Below are 15,264 nucleotides of genomic sequence, written 5' to 3' on the forward strand. Positions count from 1 at the left end.
GTGATGTTTAGGCCCCTGCGCCTTGGTTTGCAGCCGGTATAGTCTGGGGTGGCGACGCATCTAGGAGCAGACTGTGCAGGGATTTTTGATCGTGGTTTTGGGGTCGCTGTGCCTGGCTCTGCAAAATGTGGTTTTGCGGGTCATTTTTTCTGAAAGCACCATTCTGGGGCAAATCAGCTGGGGTGGGTTAATTCCACCGACCCTCTCTAACTCCCTGTTAGTCTTGCACATGAGAACGCTGCTGATTTTACCGGCGATAGCGGTGCTCTCCTACCGGCTGTATCCTGCTACCACCCAGGCCCTGCGGCAGTTATTGCAGCCCCAGCAGCGGTCTACTCTGGGGCTGGCGATCAGCAGCAGCAGCTTTTTGTATCTGGCCCTGGCTCTATTGTTTATTGCGATCGCTAGCATTCCGGCTGGGGTGGCCACTGTGCTATTTTTTATGCACCCGATCATCACTGGACTGCTGGCCTGGAAGGTCTTTGGCCATCGGCCTAGCCGTCTGCGGATGGGGGTGACCCTCGGCGTGCTGCTGGGCAGTGTTTTGGTGGTGCCTAGTTTTGTTGATGCCCCAGGCAGTTCCCTGGGGCTGGGAGTAGGCGCTGCCCTGGGGGCCAGCGTTGCCTATGCCGTGCAGGGCATTCAAGCTCAAATTTGCTTTCGCCATATTCATCCCGTGCCCTTTACCCTCATCAACTTTGGCGTCATGGCGATCCTGTCGACCCTGAGCCTGGGGGTGATTCAAATTGAGGTGCCCGCCGACCAATGGGGTGCACTGTGGTGGCTGAGCCTAATCACAGCGGGCCTAACCTTGCTCGGTCAGCTTTGCTACAACATTGGCATTCACCTGGTGCGGGCCGCCTCCATGTCGATTGTGGCGGTCAGCAATCCGGTCTTGACCGTCGCGATCGCCTGGGTCGTTTTGCAAGAAAGCCTTCAGATCCGGCAGACGCTGGGCATTGTGTTGGTGATTGCCAGCATTGTCACCCTGGGCCAAGAGCACAGGCAGAACAGCAATGCCTCCACCACTTAAAGCCAAATTGTTATATCAAGCACTAACATAGGCCAGAAGCTGTGTTAAGATTTGTAACATAAGCTTGAACGATTAAAGCTTTTACACATTCGGAGATTGACGATTATGGAAAGCACCGAAAGCAAGTTTGGGTTTGTTAACTTTGCCGAAACCTGGAATGGTCGTCTGGCAATGCTGGGCTTCGTGATTGGGGTCGCGACCGAGCTGGTGACCGGCCAGGGCATTTTGGCTCAGATCGGTCTGATGTAGGCCATTTGGTGTAAATCTTTCTGAGCCGGGGTGTGCAGTCGCACACCCCGGCTTTGTTATATATCTGGTTTAGGCTGGTCGCTAGCGATCGCTCTTCAGCCCTTGGGCCACCGGGTCAAACCCCTGGGGAAAATGGGTCTCCTGAGGATCGTAGTCAGCGGCGGCTAGCAGGGTACCGCCCAAGTTAGCGGTCATCAGATTAGTGCCAATCAGCATAGCCCCTCGCAGATCGGCGCTAGCAAGGTTGGCTTCGGCCAGGTTGGCATAGCTCAGATCGGCTCCTCGCAAGTTAGCGCTACTCAGATCGCTACCGCTGAGGTCGGTATAGCTGAGGTCGGCCCCTTTGAGGTCGGCTCCGGCCAGGTCAACCTCTGACAAAATAACGTTGGCAAAGTCGCGCTGCCCATTGGCGTAGGCACGTAACAGATCGGTAGCGGTGGCTATATCGGTGGCGGGCTGAGTCATGGCAAAGACTAACTTGACCTCTTCAGCTTAGGGGGTAGCTGCTGAGGTACACCACAGTTGTAATCATCTTTTAAGCGAACTGGGCTAACCAGCAGTTAGTTCTGGTAGGGGCAAACGGTGTTTGCCCATCCTCACCAGGGGGAGCCAAGGCGCATTGCAGGATTAGAGGCTTGACGCGATCGCTATATGCCGTGGCGCTGTCCCAGTTTTTAACTATGCAAGGGTTGATGCCCTGAGCGCCATGGCGATCGCTGTAGTTGCCCCGCCCCGCCGCACCGAGAATTGGCCCAGCGGCGTGGGCCGAAAGGCGGGCTCTGGCGGTATGCTTAGTCCGTCGGGTTGAGCTATTCCAGCCCCGATTGAGTTGTTTATGACCTTTTCTCCGGCTTTAGCGGCAGCTTTGTTTGTTCCGGCTACGGTGGGGCTGCTCTACCAGACCGTGCAGCCTAACCCGTGGCCCTACCGTCTGCTAGCCCTATCGCTGATGTTGATGAGCCTAGAGCAAGCCCATATGGCCAGGGTTGACCTGCGCAATGTCGATGGGGTGGGGCTGCGATCGCCCGATGCCCGACTGAACCATTTTAGGCGCGTGGTGATGCTAACCATCGCCGGTCAGGTGGCCGGTTTCTCAGTGGCGGCCCTAGGCCATCTGGGCTGGGGGCTGGGGTTGATTTTGGTCAGTGTGCTGGGATTTAACCTGGCGGCGACCATTCGCCTAGAGCCGGCCAGTCGCCAACCCATTCAAGCGGCGGGCTGGCGATCGCGCCTTGAGGTGCTGATCTTAGATGCGATCGCCCTAGCGCTGGCGGTGCTATGGATTGCCCAACGCGCCCAAGGCTGGGTGGCGGGGGGCCTGTTTGCCATCACCCTAGTCTACGGCGGCAGCAAACTCTTGGCTTACGCCACCGCCGCCCTCGGCCCTGGGGCGACCCCCAACACCACTAGCTCAGCGGTCCATGTCGCCCACACCGCTCAAGAGCATCCACAGCCCCCCCAGCAAAATCAGTAGGGCTAGCCCGCCCATCAGCCCGTCTAGCCAGGGGGTTGCGTCCATTAGATATCTCCCTCTCCTTCAAACAATGTGTCTAGGGGCATGGCCGCTAGGTTCAATGATTCTTGCAGATAGCGCGACACCACGTCAGATTGGCCGTGGGTGACGTAGACCGTCTTAGCGCCCGTATCTTGCACAGTTTGAATCAAGCCGGGCCAGTCGGCATGGTCAGAGAGCACAAAACCCCGCTCGTAGCCCCGCCGCCGCCGCGCTCCCCGCACCGCCATCCATCCCGAGGCAAAGGCGGTCTGAGGGTGCTTAAAGCGTTTCATCCAGCTAGAGCGGTGGCCCGAGGGCGGGGCCAGCACCAGGTCGCCCTGGTAGCTGTGGGTGCGAGGCATCTCTGAGGTGCAGATCGTCGGCACCATTTTGACCCCTTGCTCCCGGTAGATCTCGGTTAGGGCATGAATGGCACCGTGCACGTAGACCGTCTGATCGGTAATTTTCGCCAGCTCACTCAGCACTCGCTGGGCCTTGCCAAAGGCATAGCAAAACAAAATTGAGGGGCGCTCTAAATCACTCTGCCACCAGTCGTAGATGCGGCGGGTAGTGGTCGCACCGCTCTCCCATCGATAGATCGGCAGCCCGAAGGTAGCCTCGGTAATAAACGTGTCGCAGGGCACCACCTCGAAGGGGGTGCAGGAGGGATCGGCACAGCGCTTGTAGTCGCCCGATACCACCCAAACCTCATCCCGGTGTTCTACCCGAATTTGGGCCGACCCCAGCACATGCCCCGCCGGGTGAAACGATACCCAGGTGTCGCCCAGCTTGAGGCGATCGCCATACTCTACCCCCTGAAGCCGAATGTCTTCGCCCAGCCGGCGGCGCAAAATGCCCTCTGACTGGCCAGTGGCAATGTACTGGGTAGAGCCAGCCCGGGCATGGTCGCTATGGGCGTGGGTAATCAACGCCGTTGACACCCCTCGCCAGGGGTCAATAAAAAAGTCACCGGTTTCGCAGTAGAGCCCCTCGGGGCGCACGGTAATTAATGGCATGGGGGCGCAAGTAAAGCTTAGGGACGAACCAACCCTAGGGACAAACAAACACTAGGGACGAATATTTTCATAGTGAATCAACTGGCGAATACTTGCCTCAGATACCTTGAGCCGCCGCGCCATCTCGGCCTCAATGGTAGAGGGGGTCTGTAAGGGCAAGTAGAAGTCGAGGGTGCGAGGCACCGGCTGCACCACCGTGACCTCAACTCGGGTAAAGGGGCGATCGCGGTTGATCGTCGCATTAATGCTCAAAATGCCTGTCTCTCGAACGGCGGCATTGGGAGCCAGCACCAGCGGCTGAATGGGGCGACCAGACACCGCCAAGTAGTGCTGCGACCAGCCCAGACCCGCCAGCCACAAGGCTACTCCCAGCAACCCCAGGGGCAGCCAAAACTCTAGGCCAGAACGAGCAATCAGACGTTTGAGCATAAACTATGCCGAGGGGAATGCCAGCGAGAGGTATCGCTATAGCTGACACCATTAGGACGTTTTGCTTACAACAATCCCTGGCTGTCATTCCCGTTTCCACGGGAATCCATTCAAGGATATGGCGGGCTAGTGGATTCCCGCCTCCGCAGGAATGACGGCTCTGCCCTAACCGGATTGGCTATAGCGATAAGCAAGAGAGGTGACGAGGGCATGGGCAATGGGGATTACTTCCGCCTACTTCACTTTAGTAAACTAGAGGTGACTTAGCCGGAGCACCAGGGGCGATGAGAATTTTACTGGCCGAAGATAACCCCGACCAGCTAGAACCCATGCAAACCGCCTTAGAGCGCGAGCATCACATTGTCGATCCGGCGGAGGATGGCACCATCGCCGCCGAAATGCTGGTCGCTCACACCTACGACCTGTTGATTCTCGACTGGATGCTGCCGGGGATGAGCGGCTTAGATCTGTGCCGGCAATATCGCCAAAGCGGCGGCAAAGCACCGGTCTTAATCTTGACGGCGCGGGGCAGCCTCAAAGACCGGGTGACGGGGCTAGACTCTGGGGCCGACGACTACCTGGTCAAGCCCGTTAGCCTGCTCGAACTGCTGGCCCGAGTGCGGGCCTTGGGCCGACGCCTGCCCCAGTGGCAGGGCGATGTGGTTACCCTGGCCGATGTCAGCCTCTACGTCAGCAGCCTGGAGCTCGAGCGATCGGGTAAACGGGTCAAGCTCTCAAAACGGGAGTTTCAGCTTTTAGACTATCTGCTGCGCCATCCCCACCAGGTGCTGACCCACACTCAGCTAGAGCAGGCGCTCTGGGCGCTAGGCACCGAACCCGAGAGCAACGCCCTCTCCAAGCTGGTGCGGCGGCTGCGGTTGCGGCTCGAAACCCTGGGCATCGACACCTGGATTGAAACCGTCTACGGCATGGGCTATCGCCTCAGCGTGCCAGAGCTGTGTGGCTAGTCTGGGGGTCGCGGTTTAGTCTTTTTTCTCTAGCCGAAATAACAGAATCACCACGGCGATCACCGCTAGCTGCACACCCAGGTTAGGTAAGGCCCCGCTGACATCGCGCCCGGCCAGCAGCTGGGTGAAAAAAACAAACGCACCGATCGCCCCCGAGGCCCCCACGGCCCCATAGACAAACTTGCGCAGCCCCTTGTAGGGGGCTTTGGCCTCAGCCCTAAGGCGAGCATATTTTTCGGGGTTCATGCCCGGCGGCGGCTGGTCGGGCAGCTGGTCGGGGTGGCTATAGTCGGGAGGCATGGGCGGGCAGGCATTCAAGGACGACATACTGTCATCCTACAGGCTGTTACCCGAGCGAGGGTGCCCGCCAACGCCAGAGAACCAGCCCAGCCCCCAGCGACCCGCCACGACTCCAACCAGCAGAAGCATGGGATGCTTAGCCACCGTACCTTAACGACTAGGCCTGCCCGCCCGGCTGGCAAAGGTCTGCTGAAGCTTTTCTACCCGCTGGCTGGCGGTCTCAGGCGGTGGTGCAATCCACAGCGATTCGTAGAAGAAGAACGACATGCCAGCGTAGGCGCGATCGCGCACCGCCGCCATCTGATCCGCAATGAAGTCCATCCGCACCGGAGCCGCCCGCAGCCCGCTGAGAATGCCGATGCTAACCGGAATTCTGCGCCGCGCCGCCTGAATCGATGGCTTGTTCATCTCCCACATAAAGCGGTTTTGGTCACTGCGATAGACCTGCACTATCAGCTCGTCAACCAGGCCTCGGTTCACCCAGGTAGGCCAGTCTTGCAGGTAGTTGGTGTAGGCAAAGGGGTAGGGGTTGGGCGAAATCGACACCACTGCGTTGGGTCGCCGCGCCTTCACCAGCTTATAGACTTCATCGAGAAAGTCAGAGATTTTGTTGGCCCGCCAGGCCATCCACTCAGGGTCTTGGGGGTTGTTCGAGGGAGCACGCCCACCGTGCTCGGCCCGATAGAGGTTGATGGTGTAGGGATCGTAGCCAAAGTCCACCGGCAGACCCAGGTGGTCGTCAAACTGAAAGCCATCCACCTCGTAGTTGCTGACTAGATCGTTGATCAGCTCCAGCTGAAACTTCTGTACCTGGGGGTGAAAGGGGTTCATCCAGCGGCGCGGAATCACGTTGCCCTCCATCCAGATACCGGGGTCGGTTACCGGCACATCCTCAGGGAAATCGCCAGGGGGAAACTCCAGATCGGCCTGGGCGACCCACTGCTCGGCTCGGTGTTTTTCCCGCGCCAGATCGCTGGCTTTTGTCAGATCGGGGGCAGCGGCTAGCTGGGGGCCGACTTTTGGTTGGCTAGATCGACTGGGAGTCAAAGGTTCTAGCTGTTTTTGGGTAAACCAGTCGGGGTGGCGACGGTAAAGCTCATAGTTGGCTGGGGCCATAAAGCCAAACTCAAACCAGGGCACCACCGCCATGCCTCGGGCGTGGCCAAACTCGATTGCCTCCTGCATCATGTCGCGATCGCTCTCGGAAGCTGGCCCAGGGGCACGCAGGTCGCCCATTAAGTGCTGGCTCACCCCCAGTTCGCGCTTGGCGGTGGCGCTGGGGTAGAGGGTGTGACCGTAGTTCCACACGACGGGGTAGAGGGTGTTGAAATTGAGGTCGGCCAAACGGTTCACCGCCGTTTGCAGCGCCTCCGTCGAAAACAGCACCTGGCTATCGATGTTGGTCAGCCAAACGCCACGAGTTTCGCGGAGAGGCGATGCCACGGCAGGGGTCTGGGCCTCGGCCACCCAGGCCGGATCGATCCACCGTCGCAACGCTGGATTGGGGGCCGCCCGGCACACCAGCGCCGCCGCTTCTCCCCGCGTCAGCCGCTGGGTTGGGTAAATGCGGTTGGCCTGGGGATAGTTGACCACCACGCCCAGGGCCAGGGCAGCGGCTACCCCCTCGCGGGCGTACTCAGGCACCCGACGACCATCTTCTAAACTGGCGTTAATCAGGGTGTTAGCCGCAATTTGATAGGTGCCGCCCAGCTTAGTGGCCAGGGCCATAATGCCCTCGGCCCGCACCAGGGGGCGATCGCGCTGAAAGTACTGGTCGGGGTAGTGGGCCGCCACCGACGGGGCCGTGGCGATGCCCAGCGCCCGCTCTAGCGGATTGGCCCAGTTCCCCGGCTGGGCCGGAGGACTAATTTGGTTGAGCAACGCCACATAGTCACCCCAGAGAATGGGGTCATTGGGGTAAAACAGCCCGTTGCGATCGGGGGTAACCATTCGCGCCTGGGCCAGGGCAGTAATGCAATCTTTGGCCCAATGGGTTTGAATATCGGTAGGAATGACCGGTAGCGGCAGAACAGGCCCCTCCTGCTCACGGGCCGGAAACTGCTTGGGAGCGGCAGGGGCCAAGGCCGGGGGAGTCAACGCCAGCAGCGGCAGCACTCCCGGCCCAGCCAGCGCCAGCAGCAGCGCCGTGGCAAAACACACCAGCGATCGCAGCCACCCTTTACCCGGCCATCTACCCAGAAACCGTTTAGCCATTCCCTTCATCCGCCTCAACCTCCGCTCCGTTTAGCCTGGTAGCCCTTGGCCACCAGAAGTTCGACTAGTTTTTGGGCATGGTCGCCCTGAATTTCAATCACATTGTCTTTGGCCGTGCCCCCTGTACCACACTGGGCCTTGAGCTGCTTAGCCAGGGCCGTCAGCGAGGCGGGCGTATGCTGAAAGCCCGTGATCACCGTCACGGTTTTGCCACCCCGCCCCTTACGGCTCACCTGTACCCGCACAGTTTGCTGATTCGGCGGGCGATCAGGCACCCCCCGTGCCATCGGGTCAGCCGCAGAGCCAAACTCACGGTAGACGTGGCGTTCTCCCTTCTGGGAGGCTCCCCCAGCATCGCCACCCCCAGCATTACCCTTAGAACTCGATTTACCCTTAGCCATAGCCATTCAGTAGACTGCCTGCATTTATAGCATTTGGGATGGGGGCGAGGATCGGGGGGGCGGGTTGAGGTGTGGTGGGGGGGGTAGGTTCGAGTTTCGAGTTTCGAGGTTGGCGGCAGTTCCCATCCATACGCTTAAACCCGACACCCAACACCCGACACCGTGTCCCCCCCCGGACTCGCTACACTAAATACACCCCCGTCTACCCACCCCTATGCAACTTCACCTTAAGGTCTGGCGACAGGCCCACGCCCATGCTCCCGGCCAGTTTGAAAACCATACCGTAGCCGATGCTCATCCCGATATGTCGTTTCTAGAGCTGCTGGATGTGCTCAATGAGCAGCTGATTCACGCGGGGGCTGAGCCGGTAGAGTTTGACCACGACTGTCGCGAGGGTATCTGCGGCACCTGCGGGGTGATGATCAACGGCAAGGCCCACGGCGGGCTGCCCCAGACCGCTACCTGCCAGCTCTACCTGCGCCACTTCAAAGATGGCGACGAAATTACGATCGAGCCCTGGCGAGCCAAAGGGTTTCCGGTGATCAAAGATCTGGTGGTTGATCGAGCGGCGTTCGATCGCATCATTATGGCCGGGGGCTATATTTCGGTCAAAACTGGCTCTGCCCCCGAGGCCAACGCCATCCCCATCGCCAAGGTCAACGCCGATGCCGCCTTTGACTATGCCGCCTGCATTGGCTGCGGGGCCTGCGTAGCGGCCTGCCCCAACGCTTCGGCCAGCCTGTTTACGGCAGCCAAAGTAGCCCACCTGGCCCTGCTGCCCCAGGGCCACCCCGAACGCCAGCGGCGGGTCTTGGCTATGGGCGATCAAATGGCAGCGGAGGGCTTTGGCGACTGCTCAAACCACGGCGAATGTCAGGCGGTGTGCCCCAAGGGCATCTCGATCGATGCGATCGCCACCATGCGCCGCGAATATCTGCGGGCGATGACCGGGCTATAGCATTTACGCCAGCCGGGTCAGGCCGCTGAGGCAAGGGCGATCGCTACTGCTCCCGCCAGATCCGAATGGTGCCATCCCAGCCCGCACTGACCAGCGTTTTCCCGTCCGGGGCAAAATCGACTCCCCACACCCAGCCTTCGTGGCCCTGCAGAATGTTGATCAGGCGACCCTGCTCCATATCCCACAGACGAATGGTGCTGTCGTTACTAGCAGTGGCCAGCAGTTTGCCGTCGGGGCTAAATTTGATGGCATTGACCGGAGCCGAGTGGGCTTTAAAGCAGGTAGTCTCGCGACCGCTATTGAGCTTCCAAAACCGCACGGTGCAGTCGGCGCTAGAGCTGGCTAATAGCCAGTTGTTGGGGCTGGCATCTACCGCCAAGACCTCGCCAGTGTGACCGCTCAGCACATGATTGCTGCCCCGGCCCTTGAGGCGATAGAGCCGAATGGTCTTGTCTTGGCTACCACTGATCAAAGTGGTGCCGTCATAGCTGACCGCGATCGCACGGACCCAGTGAGTATGGCCATTAAACTGATGAATCAGGGTTTGATCACTCAACCGCCAGACGCAGATGGTGTAGTCTTGACCACCGCTAAACAAGTACTTGCCGCTGGGGCTAAAGGCCACCGCCCGCACCCAGCTACTGTGGCCGCCGAGCTGCCCCAAGACACGACCAGTGGCGAAATCCCACAGCTGAATGGTGCTGTCATTGCTGACGCTGGCACAGCAAGTGCGATCGGGGCTGACAGCTACCGCCCGTACCCAGGCCCGATGCCCCTCGATAATCTGCATGGTATGGCCCGTCGAGAGATTCCAGACCCGCACGGTTTTGTCACCACTGCCGCTGATGATAAAGTTGCCGCAGGCGCTGACAGCCACCGATCGCACCCAGCTGCTGTGGCCCGTGAGCACAGCGGCACAGGCCCACCGGGCCGGGCGGAATAGAGCACTGGCGTCGGCAGCGGGTTTAGCAGCAGCAGTCCGAGTTGAGGCGGTGGCCATATCCACCAGTTCAAAGGCAGAAGACTCATCGGCCGGATCGCCCTGGGGTAAAGATTCGGGGGGCATGGTAAGGGTACGGATCGACATGGCTACTATCGGTCGTTGGTCACGGTCAATTGGACAAACTGAGGCTAGTCTGATCAATCCACCGTGCACTACACCCTGCCAGCATCCTATTCCGAAATGTGAGGGGCGGCCAGGTTACCAGGTTATAGGTAAGTTGACTATACCTTGATAATTTATGTAATCTTGCCCTGCCCATCTCAGGCAATGCTGCCCCGTTTACGGGCCTCTTTATAGGAGGTGCCTACATTCTTGAGCCCAGCCCGAATCATTTCTTGCTCTAGTAAGGCAAAAAACCGGCTGCGATCGCCCCCTTTGACCACCGCCTGGTTGTGGGCCTCGGCCAGCGTCACCGGATAGCCGTAGCCTTTTTGCACTTGGGTCAGCACCATGCTCAGGGCGACCTCGCACAGGGCGGCGTCGGCCATCACCCACTGGGGCACTTCCACCCGCGCCACCTCGGGGCCAACGTTGAGGTAGCAAAAATACACCCGGTGGTTGCCGTAGAGGTCAAGAATGCTAGCGGTGCTGCGCCAGAAGGGGCTGCGCTCGCCTGGGGCTAGCTCAGTGGCCCAAAAGGTGGCGTCCCGCAGGGGCAAAAACCGACCGCAGGGGGCGCGGTCGACCCGGCTACCGCCGCTGTTGGCCCCGTCGCTGTCCCCGTCGCCACTACAGTGGGTCTGGCAATCAGGTTGCAGAAACGGGCAGGCGGCAAACCGCAAAAAGTTCATTGCTTCACCGCTGCGGCTGGCGCTGAGGTAGCCCACCAAGGGAATGTTTTGCCGTCGCAGCCGATCCCAGGCGTCGAGGATGGGGGGCAGAATGCGATCGCGGGCTTCCCCCGGCAGCGCCTCCAGAAACCAGTAGATCAGCGACCCATCCACCAGGGCCAGCACCGGCACCCGATCAGCCAGGGAACTGTCTTCCCCCAAACTTGACTGTACCGCTTCTCCCAGCTCCGCCAGCACCACCGCTTCGGCGACGGTGCGGCGGTGGCCCATCCACTCTTCGGTGCTGATGCCCCACTGCCGTGACTGGTAGAGGTCTTCGGCCCGGTACACCACCTCAGGCAGGCTATCGAGCAATGGAAATCGGCCCTGGCCGTAGTGCAGCACCACTCGACCGGTGTTGATCAAATAGCAGTAGGCAATCTCGTGGTGGCTGGGGGAGATCTGCGACCCATCGGTGGCGATCACCGTGTGGGCTTCGGGGGCGACAGCGACGGCAATGCGGGTGGTGAGGGGTTCGGTCGGCTGGGCGGCGGTAAAAGGGGCGCGATCGCCCCAGGTTTCTGCCTGAGAGACTAGGTCGGCTTGGCGAGTGGATGCGATCGTCAGCAGCCCTCGGGCCGCCACCACTCGATCCTGAGCGGCAGCCGCCTCCAGACTCAGGTGCTGGCTAATGCCCTGCATCTGCCGGGCCAGCTTCATCAGGTCAAGCATGGCAGCACTCCTTTGGTACACCCATACTAAAGCAAAATCCAGCGATGAAACCGGGGTGGTACCACATCCGAGGTAAACCCCGGTTCATAATCAGGCCCCCCGTAGGGGCGTAGCCCGATAGGATTCAGCATGAGACCCAAGCCGGCAGAGAGACCTCAGCGCTAAGACGGCAGGGCAAACTTGTCTAGCAGACCCAGACAGGGCTTAGCGATCGGGTAGGCGTAGTCGCGCACCTTGCTGGTGCCCAACCCCAGCGCGACCACGGCCTCCACCAGCTTTACCCCGGCAGTCACCCCTTCAATCACGGGCACCCCCAAATTGGCGGCTAACTCAGCGGCCAGGTCCGCCATGCCACCACAGCCGAGCACAATGGCCTCGGCTTCGTCCTCAACTAGAGCCAGGCGGCACTCCTGCAAGATCTGGTCGTAGGCAGTGCTGCCCGACTCTTCTAGGGCCAGCACCGCCACCTCGGCAGCGCGAATGCCGGCGCAGTGGGCGGTCATACCGTAGCTCGTGACTAGGTGCTGGGCAATGCCCTTGGTGCGCCCCAGGGTGGTAACAATCGAGAACCGGGGGGCTACCAGACTAGCCACATGCATCGCCGCCTCGGCAATGCCAATCACCGGTCCCCGAGCTAGCTCTCGGGCCGCCCCCAGCCCCGGATCGCCAAAACAGGCAATCACATAGCCATCCATGCCAGCCGCTTCCCCCCGCCGGATCTCATCGAGCACGCCAATTACACTCAGGGCTTCATCGTAGTGCCCCTCAATCGAAACCGGCCCCATGGTCGGGTTGCAGGCCAAAATTTCGGTAGTGGGTGCGGCCACCTGGCGAGCGGCCACACCAATCTTCTCGGTCATGGTCGCCGTGGTGTTTGGGTTGATCACGCTAATTTTCATCGGTATCCAGTGCCTCTAGGTGCTAAAGCTGCCTTCTTAGCATCCTCGACGGCGCAACTCTGTCAAACTGACAACCCCCGTAAGTCAGCCTTATCTATCGAAGCTGCTCATGGCTACATGAAAATCATGCTTTGTAGTTTTAGATACAGAAGAATTAGGCTGACAGTGTAGCCACAACAGGAGTTTACCGATGAAGCCCACCTACACCGCTCAAGTCTACCCTCGCTTCTATGTCTCAAACGGGTCAGACTACACTCTACAAGCGCTGGGCGAAGTCATTAAAACCTTGTACCGCACCGTGGCCGGTCGCCTAGGGGCTTCGAACGAACCCTACGCCTGGGCCACCTCTGACCCTGAAGGGCAACCCCAGTGGCATGCCATTGACCCGATCACCGGGCAAACCATTCGCGGTGCCTCTGATCAAGCCCTGCGCACCTGGCTCGACCATCTCTATGCTCAGCGCTAATTCTCGACGCTGACCCATCGTTTACGGAGGGTTAGCGATGCACCAGCAATAGGCTAGCAATCCCTGTCTCAGTAACTCCAAAGCCGCAGTTCTTGAAAGAACTGCGGCTTTTAAAATTCTGTGTAACGGCTTACTTACGGCGATGCCTAGTTTGCATGATTTATCACCTTGGGGAAATGTCTGTCACTAGCGCGTCCCTGCATCGGGGCATCTGCTTTTCCAGAGATCAAAGAAGGTCCAGAGATCTCTATAAAAGAGGCTCTTTAGGCCCCTTAAAGTCCACTTTGAATTAACACTCAATGAGCAAACGTCTAGACTTTGACGACCTTCCTGCTTAGAAATGTGATCTCATATACAGAAGACCAGCGAAACTCTTTGTATACAGAATACATATTCGGATTTAGATGGGACTACATCAGTCATTTAGGTCTAAACGTTTCACCTGTGGTTTGCAGGTGTCAACCAGGTTGTAGCAGGGTTTCACAACTGCTTAGGCCCTGTTCTTTTTGCTGTCTATTGTCCGGCTTTTCGAGTCTTCTAGGAGTGGTGGCAGAGTGAATCAACGCTTGATCAATCGGGTATCGCGTCGGTCTGTGCTAGGGGCAGGACTGTTTTTAGGGGCCAGCTGGGCGCTAAAAGGCTGTGAAGCTTCGGTCAACCAAGGCCCCGCCGCTACAGACGCCAATGGCGGCGAATCGGTGGGCGGAGAACTGGTGGTGGCCTCCTTTCCAGGGACGACCGACAGTCTGTTTCGGGAGGGCTTAGCCCCCGTAGTTGCAGACCAAACCGGGGTAAGAATCAGCGCCCAACCCCTCTTGGCCTTTGAGCAGATCGCTCGGGTTAAAGCCTCCCCCAACAATCCTCCCTTTGATGTCTTGATTTTGGATGACGGTCAGAATGCGATCGCCCTGGCGGAAGATCTAGTTCAGCCCTTCCCCGTCGACCAAAGCCCCAACAGCAGTGATGTAGCATCCGGTTTTCTAAGCGATCAGGGCCTGGCCCCGATCTTCTATGCCCAGGGCATTGTGCTGGCCTACAACACCGAGCGGGTACAGACCCCACCCACGTCTTGGGAGGTGATGCTTGACCCCAACCTCAATGCCCAACTGGGTTTAGTCAGCCTCAATAGCATCTTGGGCACCTCCTTCATGGTGGAAATGGCCAAGGCGCGCGGGGGCAGCGAGTCTAACATTGAGCCCGCCTTTGAGGCGGTAGCGGAAATGCTACCTCGGGTGAATGGAGTAGCCGCCAACCCAGGGGCGCTGCTGACCCTCTTCCAGCAGGGCGAAGTGGATGTAGCGCCGATGTGGCACAACGATGTGCTCAATCTGATAGAGCGGGGTATACCCCTGGCGATCGCCAACTTAGAAACGGGCATCGCCGCCGCCCGCTACAGTCTCAACATCGTCAAAAACCCGTCTGCTGGGCTAGATCGAGCCGTGGCCTACGTGAATGCCATGCTCAGCCCCGAGGCCCAGTCTCAGGTAGTGGGTGAACCCTATTTCTACATTCCCTCCAACACCACGGTGCCCTTTCCCCCCGAGCTCACAGAGACCATGGGGATTTCGTCGGTGGATGACTTTATCTCCCTGGCCCACAACCTCGACTGGGCCACCATTAACCCCCAGCGGGCCGACTGGATCGAGCGCTTTAACCAGACCGTGCAGGCCTAAAGCAATGGTAATCTCAGGCACCCCAGACATGCTCACCCTGGTGACGGCAGAGATGGAGAACCCCGCTCCCTATCACCTGCTCACCAGTGTGGTGGCTCCCCGGCCAATTGCCTGGGTGTCTACCATCAGCGCGGCGGGGGTGCCCAATTTGGCCCCCTACTCATTTTTTAATGCGGTGGCCGGGTTTCCTCCCACGATTATGTTTTCGGTGGCCTACCGGCGCAGCGAACCCAAAGAAAAAGACACGCTGATCAACGTTAAGGAAATTGGGGAGTTTGTGTGTCACGTGGTCGATGAATCGCTGGCCGAGGCGATGGTCAAAACAGCCGTGGATCTGCCCTACGGCACCAGTGAATTTGATGCCGTAGGGCTCAAAACTGTACCCGCCACCGAGGTTCGTCCCCCCCGACTGGAAGCGGCATCGGTAGCGATGGAATGTCGGGTGACGCAAATTGTGCCGGTAGTGGGGGCCACCAATGTGATGGTGCTGGGTGAGGTGCTGCGGTTTCACATTCGCAAAGATTTATACAGAAGCGATCTGGGGTTAGTGGATACGGTGCAGATGCAGCCGGTGACCCGGTTGGGAGGGCCAGTGGAATACACCAAAATTGGCGAATTAATTCGTTTGCAAACGCCTAAAAGCTTGGCATGAAAATTT

The 15,264-nt window shown here is 59.2% G+C and carries 17 protein-coding genes; 8 read left to right on the plus strand and 9 right to left on the minus strand.

The genetic code is table 11. The annotated features are described in order from the left end of the window. Window positions 1-73: 73 nt before the first annotated feature. Both RRF56_RS05720 and RRF56_RS05725 read left to right on the plus strand, forming a co-directional pair. Entirely contained in the window at window positions 74-1,033 is a 960-nt protein-coding gene (locus RRF56_RS05720) for a DMT family transporter (protein WP_317036672.1), read from the plus strand. A 105-nt stretch (window positions 1,034-1,138) separates the two neighbouring features. Further along, the gene (locus RRF56_RS05725) at window positions 1,139-1,282 is read left to right on the plus strand and encodes a chlorophyll a/b-binding protein (protein WP_317036673.1); all 144 of its coding nucleotides are present in this window, start codon (window positions 1,139-1,141) and stop codon (window positions 1,280-1,282) included. 81 nt (window positions 1,283-1,363) lie between these two features. Here the strand turns inward: RRF56_RS05725 and RRF56_RS05730 are convergent, their stop codons facing one another. After that, window positions 1,364-1,747, minus strand: coding sequence for a pentapeptide repeat-containing protein (locus RRF56_RS05730; protein WP_317036674.1), 384 nt, complete (start codon window positions 1,745-1,747; stop codon window positions 1,364-1,366). 370 nt (window positions 1,748-2,117) lie between these two features. Between RRF56_RS05730 and RRF56_RS05735 the strand changes: the two genes are divergently transcribed. Then, window positions 2,118-2,756: a hypothetical protein gene (locus RRF56_RS05735; protein WP_317036675.1), complete on the plus strand. Its 639-nt coding sequence runs from the start codon at window positions 2,118-2,120 to the stop codon at window positions 2,754-2,756. A 44-nt stretch (window positions 2,757-2,800) separates the two neighbouring features. Here the strand turns inward: RRF56_RS05735 and RRF56_RS05740 are convergent, their stop codons facing one another. Then, window positions 2,801-3,793, minus strand: a complete 993-nt coding sequence (locus RRF56_RS05740) for a ligase-associated DNA damage response exonuclease (protein ID WP_317036676.1) — start codon at window positions 3,791-3,793, stop codon at window positions 2,801-2,803. 51 nt (window positions 3,794-3,844) lie between these two features. Then, a complete protein-coding gene (locus tag RRF56_RS05745; protein ID WP_317036677.1) occupies window positions 3,845-4,222 on the minus strand; it encodes a hypothetical protein in 378 nt (125 codons plus the stop codon). A 284-nt stretch (window positions 4,223-4,506) separates the two neighbouring features. Between RRF56_RS05745 and RRF56_RS05750 the strand changes: the two genes are divergently transcribed. Next, a complete protein-coding gene (locus RRF56_RS05750; protein ID WP_317036678.1) occupies window positions 4,507-5,190 on the plus strand; it encodes a response regulator transcription factor in 684 nt (227 codons plus the stop codon). 15 nt (window positions 5,191-5,205) lie between these two features. On the opposite strand, the gene RRF56_RS05755 is transcribed toward RRF56_RS05750, so the two are convergent. From RRF56_RS05755 to RRF56_RS05765, 3 genes are all read right to left on the minus strand, one after another. Beyond that, window positions 5,206-5,490 carry a DUF3493 domain-containing protein gene (locus tag RRF56_RS05755; RefSeq protein ID WP_410510573.1) on the minus strand — a complete coding sequence of 95 codons (285 nt, stop codon included), beginning with the start codon at window positions 5,488-5,490 and terminating at the stop codon, window positions 5,206-5,208. Window positions 5,491-5,640: 150 nt separating this feature from the next. Continuing rightward, on the minus strand, window positions 5,641-7,704 hold the full coding sequence (locus RRF56_RS05760) for a glycoside hydrolase family 10 protein (RefSeq protein ID WP_317036680.1): 2,064 nt from the start codon (window positions 7,702-7,704) through the stop codon (window positions 5,641-5,643). Between the two features lie 14 nt (window positions 7,705-7,718). Then, window positions 7,719-8,105 (minus strand): translation initiation factor, encoded by a 387-nt coding sequence (locus tag RRF56_RS05765; RefSeq protein WP_317036681.1) that lies wholly within the window; start codon window positions 8,103-8,105, stop codon window positions 7,719-7,721. 214 nt (window positions 8,106-8,319) lie between these two features. On the opposite strand from RRF56_RS05765, the gene RRF56_RS05770 reads away from it, so the two are divergent. Beyond that, a complete protein-coding gene (locus RRF56_RS05770; RefSeq protein ID WP_317036682.1) occupies window positions 8,320-9,063 on the plus strand; it encodes a succinate dehydrogenase/fumarate reductase iron-sulfur subunit in 744 nt (247 codons plus the stop codon). Between the two features lie 43 nt (window positions 9,064-9,106). On the opposite strand, the gene RRF56_RS05775 is transcribed toward RRF56_RS05770, so the two are convergent. From RRF56_RS05775 to RRF56_RS05785, 3 genes are all read right to left on the minus strand, one after another. Further along, window positions 9,107-10,150: a WD40 repeat domain-containing protein gene (locus tag RRF56_RS05775; RefSeq protein WP_317036683.1), complete on the minus strand. Its 1,044-nt coding sequence runs from the start codon at window positions 10,148-10,150 to the stop codon at window positions 9,107-9,109. A gap of 176 nt (window positions 10,151-10,326) precedes the next feature. Further along, on the minus strand, window positions 10,327-11,568 hold the full coding sequence (locus tag RRF56_RS05780) for a DNA double-strand break repair nuclease NurA (protein WP_317036684.1): 1,242 nt from the start codon (window positions 11,566-11,568) through the stop codon (window positions 10,327-10,329). 161 nt (window positions 11,569-11,729) lie between these two features. Beyond that, window positions 11,730-12,467: an aspartate/glutamate racemase family protein gene (locus tag RRF56_RS05785; RefSeq protein WP_317036685.1), complete on the minus strand. Its 738-nt coding sequence runs from the start codon at window positions 12,465-12,467 to the stop codon at window positions 11,730-11,732. Between the two features lie 190 nt (window positions 12,468-12,657). Here RRF56_RS05785 and RRF56_RS05790 point away from each other — a divergent pair, with 190 nt between their 5' ends. The 3 genes from RRF56_RS05790 (at window position 12,658) to RRF56_RS05800 (ending at window position 15,258) form a co-directional block, all read left to right on the plus strand. Further along, window positions 12,658-12,933 carry a hypothetical protein gene (locus RRF56_RS05790; protein ID WP_317036686.1) on the plus strand — a complete coding sequence of 92 codons (276 nt, stop codon included), beginning with the start codon at window positions 12,658-12,660 and terminating at the stop codon, window positions 12,931-12,933. Window positions 12,934-13,487: 554 nt separating this feature from the next. After that, window positions 13,488-14,606 carry an extracellular solute-binding protein gene (locus RRF56_RS05795; protein ID WP_317036687.1) on the plus strand — a complete coding sequence of 373 codons (1,119 nt, stop codon included), beginning with the start codon at window positions 13,488-13,490 and terminating at the stop codon, window positions 14,604-14,606. A gap of 4 nt (window positions 14,607-14,610) precedes the next feature. Beyond that, the gene (locus tag RRF56_RS05800; RefSeq protein WP_317036688.1) at window positions 14,611-15,258 is read left to right on the plus strand and encodes a flavin reductase family protein; all 648 of its coding nucleotides are present in this window, start codon (window positions 14,611-14,613) and stop codon (window positions 15,256-15,258) included. Window positions 15,259-15,264: the final 6 nt, after the last annotated feature.

The sequence above is a fragment of the Nodosilinea sp. E11 genome (assembly GCF_032813545.1).
Taxonomy (GTDB): domain Bacteria; phylum Cyanobacteriota; class Cyanobacteriia; order Phormidesmidales; family Phormidesmidaceae; genus Nodosilinea.

Excerpts from the sequence above, each read along its gene's own strand:
- RRF56_RS05765 (WP_317036681.1), bottom strand. The coding sequence starts at position 8,105 with ATGGCTAAGGGTAAATCGAGTTCTAAGGGTAATGCTGGGGGTGGCGAT.
- RRF56_RS05775 (WP_317036683.1), bottom strand. The coding sequence starts at position 10,150 with ATGTCGATCCGTACCCTTACCATGCCCCCCGAATCTTTACCCCAGGGC.
- RRF56_RS05780 (WP_317036684.1), bottom strand. The coding sequence starts at position 11,568 with ATGCTTGACCTGATGAAGCTGGCCCGGCAGATGCAGGGCATTAGCCAG.
- RRF56_RS05735 (WP_317036675.1), top strand. The coding sequence starts at position 2,118 with ATGACCTTTTCTCCGGCTTTAGCGGCAGCTTTGTTTGTTCCGGCTACG.
- RRF56_RS05725 (WP_317036673.1), top strand. The coding sequence starts at position 1,139 with ATGGAAAGCACCGAAAGCAAGTTTGGGTTTGTTAACTTTGCCGAAACC.
- RRF56_RS05800 (WP_317036688.1), top strand. The coding sequence starts at position 14,611 with ATGGTAATCTCAGGCACCCCAGACATGCTCACCCTGGTGACGGCAGAG.
- RRF56_RS05730 (WP_317036674.1), bottom strand. The coding sequence starts at position 1,747 with ATGACTCAGCCCGCCACCGATATAGCCACCGCTACCGATCTGTTACGT.
- RRF56_RS05740 (WP_317036676.1), bottom strand. The coding sequence starts at position 3,793 with ATGCCATTAATTACCGTGCGCCCCGAGGGGCTCTACTGCGAAACCGGT.
- RRF56_RS05755 (WP_410510573.1), bottom strand. The coding sequence starts at position 5,490 with ATGCCTCCCGACTATAGCCACCCCGACCAGCTGCCCGACCAGCCGCCG.
- RRF56_RS05745 (WP_317036677.1), bottom strand. The coding sequence starts at position 4,222 with ATGCTCAAACGTCTGATTGCTCGTTCTGGCCTAGAGTTTTGGCTGCCC.
- RRF56_RS05750 (WP_317036678.1), top strand. The coding sequence starts at position 4,507 with ATGAGAATTTTACTGGCCGAAGATAACCCCGACCAGCTAGAACCCATG.
- RRF56_RS05770 (WP_317036682.1), top strand. The coding sequence starts at position 8,320 with ATGCAACTTCACCTTAAGGTCTGGCGACAGGCCCACGCCCATGCTCCC.
- RRF56_RS05785 (WP_317036685.1), bottom strand. The coding sequence starts at position 12,467 with ATGAAAATTAGCGTGATCAACCCAAACACCACGGCGACCATGACCGAG.
- RRF56_RS05790 (WP_317036686.1), top strand. The coding sequence starts at position 12,658 with ATGAAGCCCACCTACACCGCTCAAGTCTACCCTCGCTTCTATGTCTCA.
- RRF56_RS05760 (WP_317036680.1), bottom strand. The coding sequence starts at position 7,704 with ATGGCTAAACGGTTTCTGGGTAGATGGCCGGGTAAAGGGTGGCTGCGA.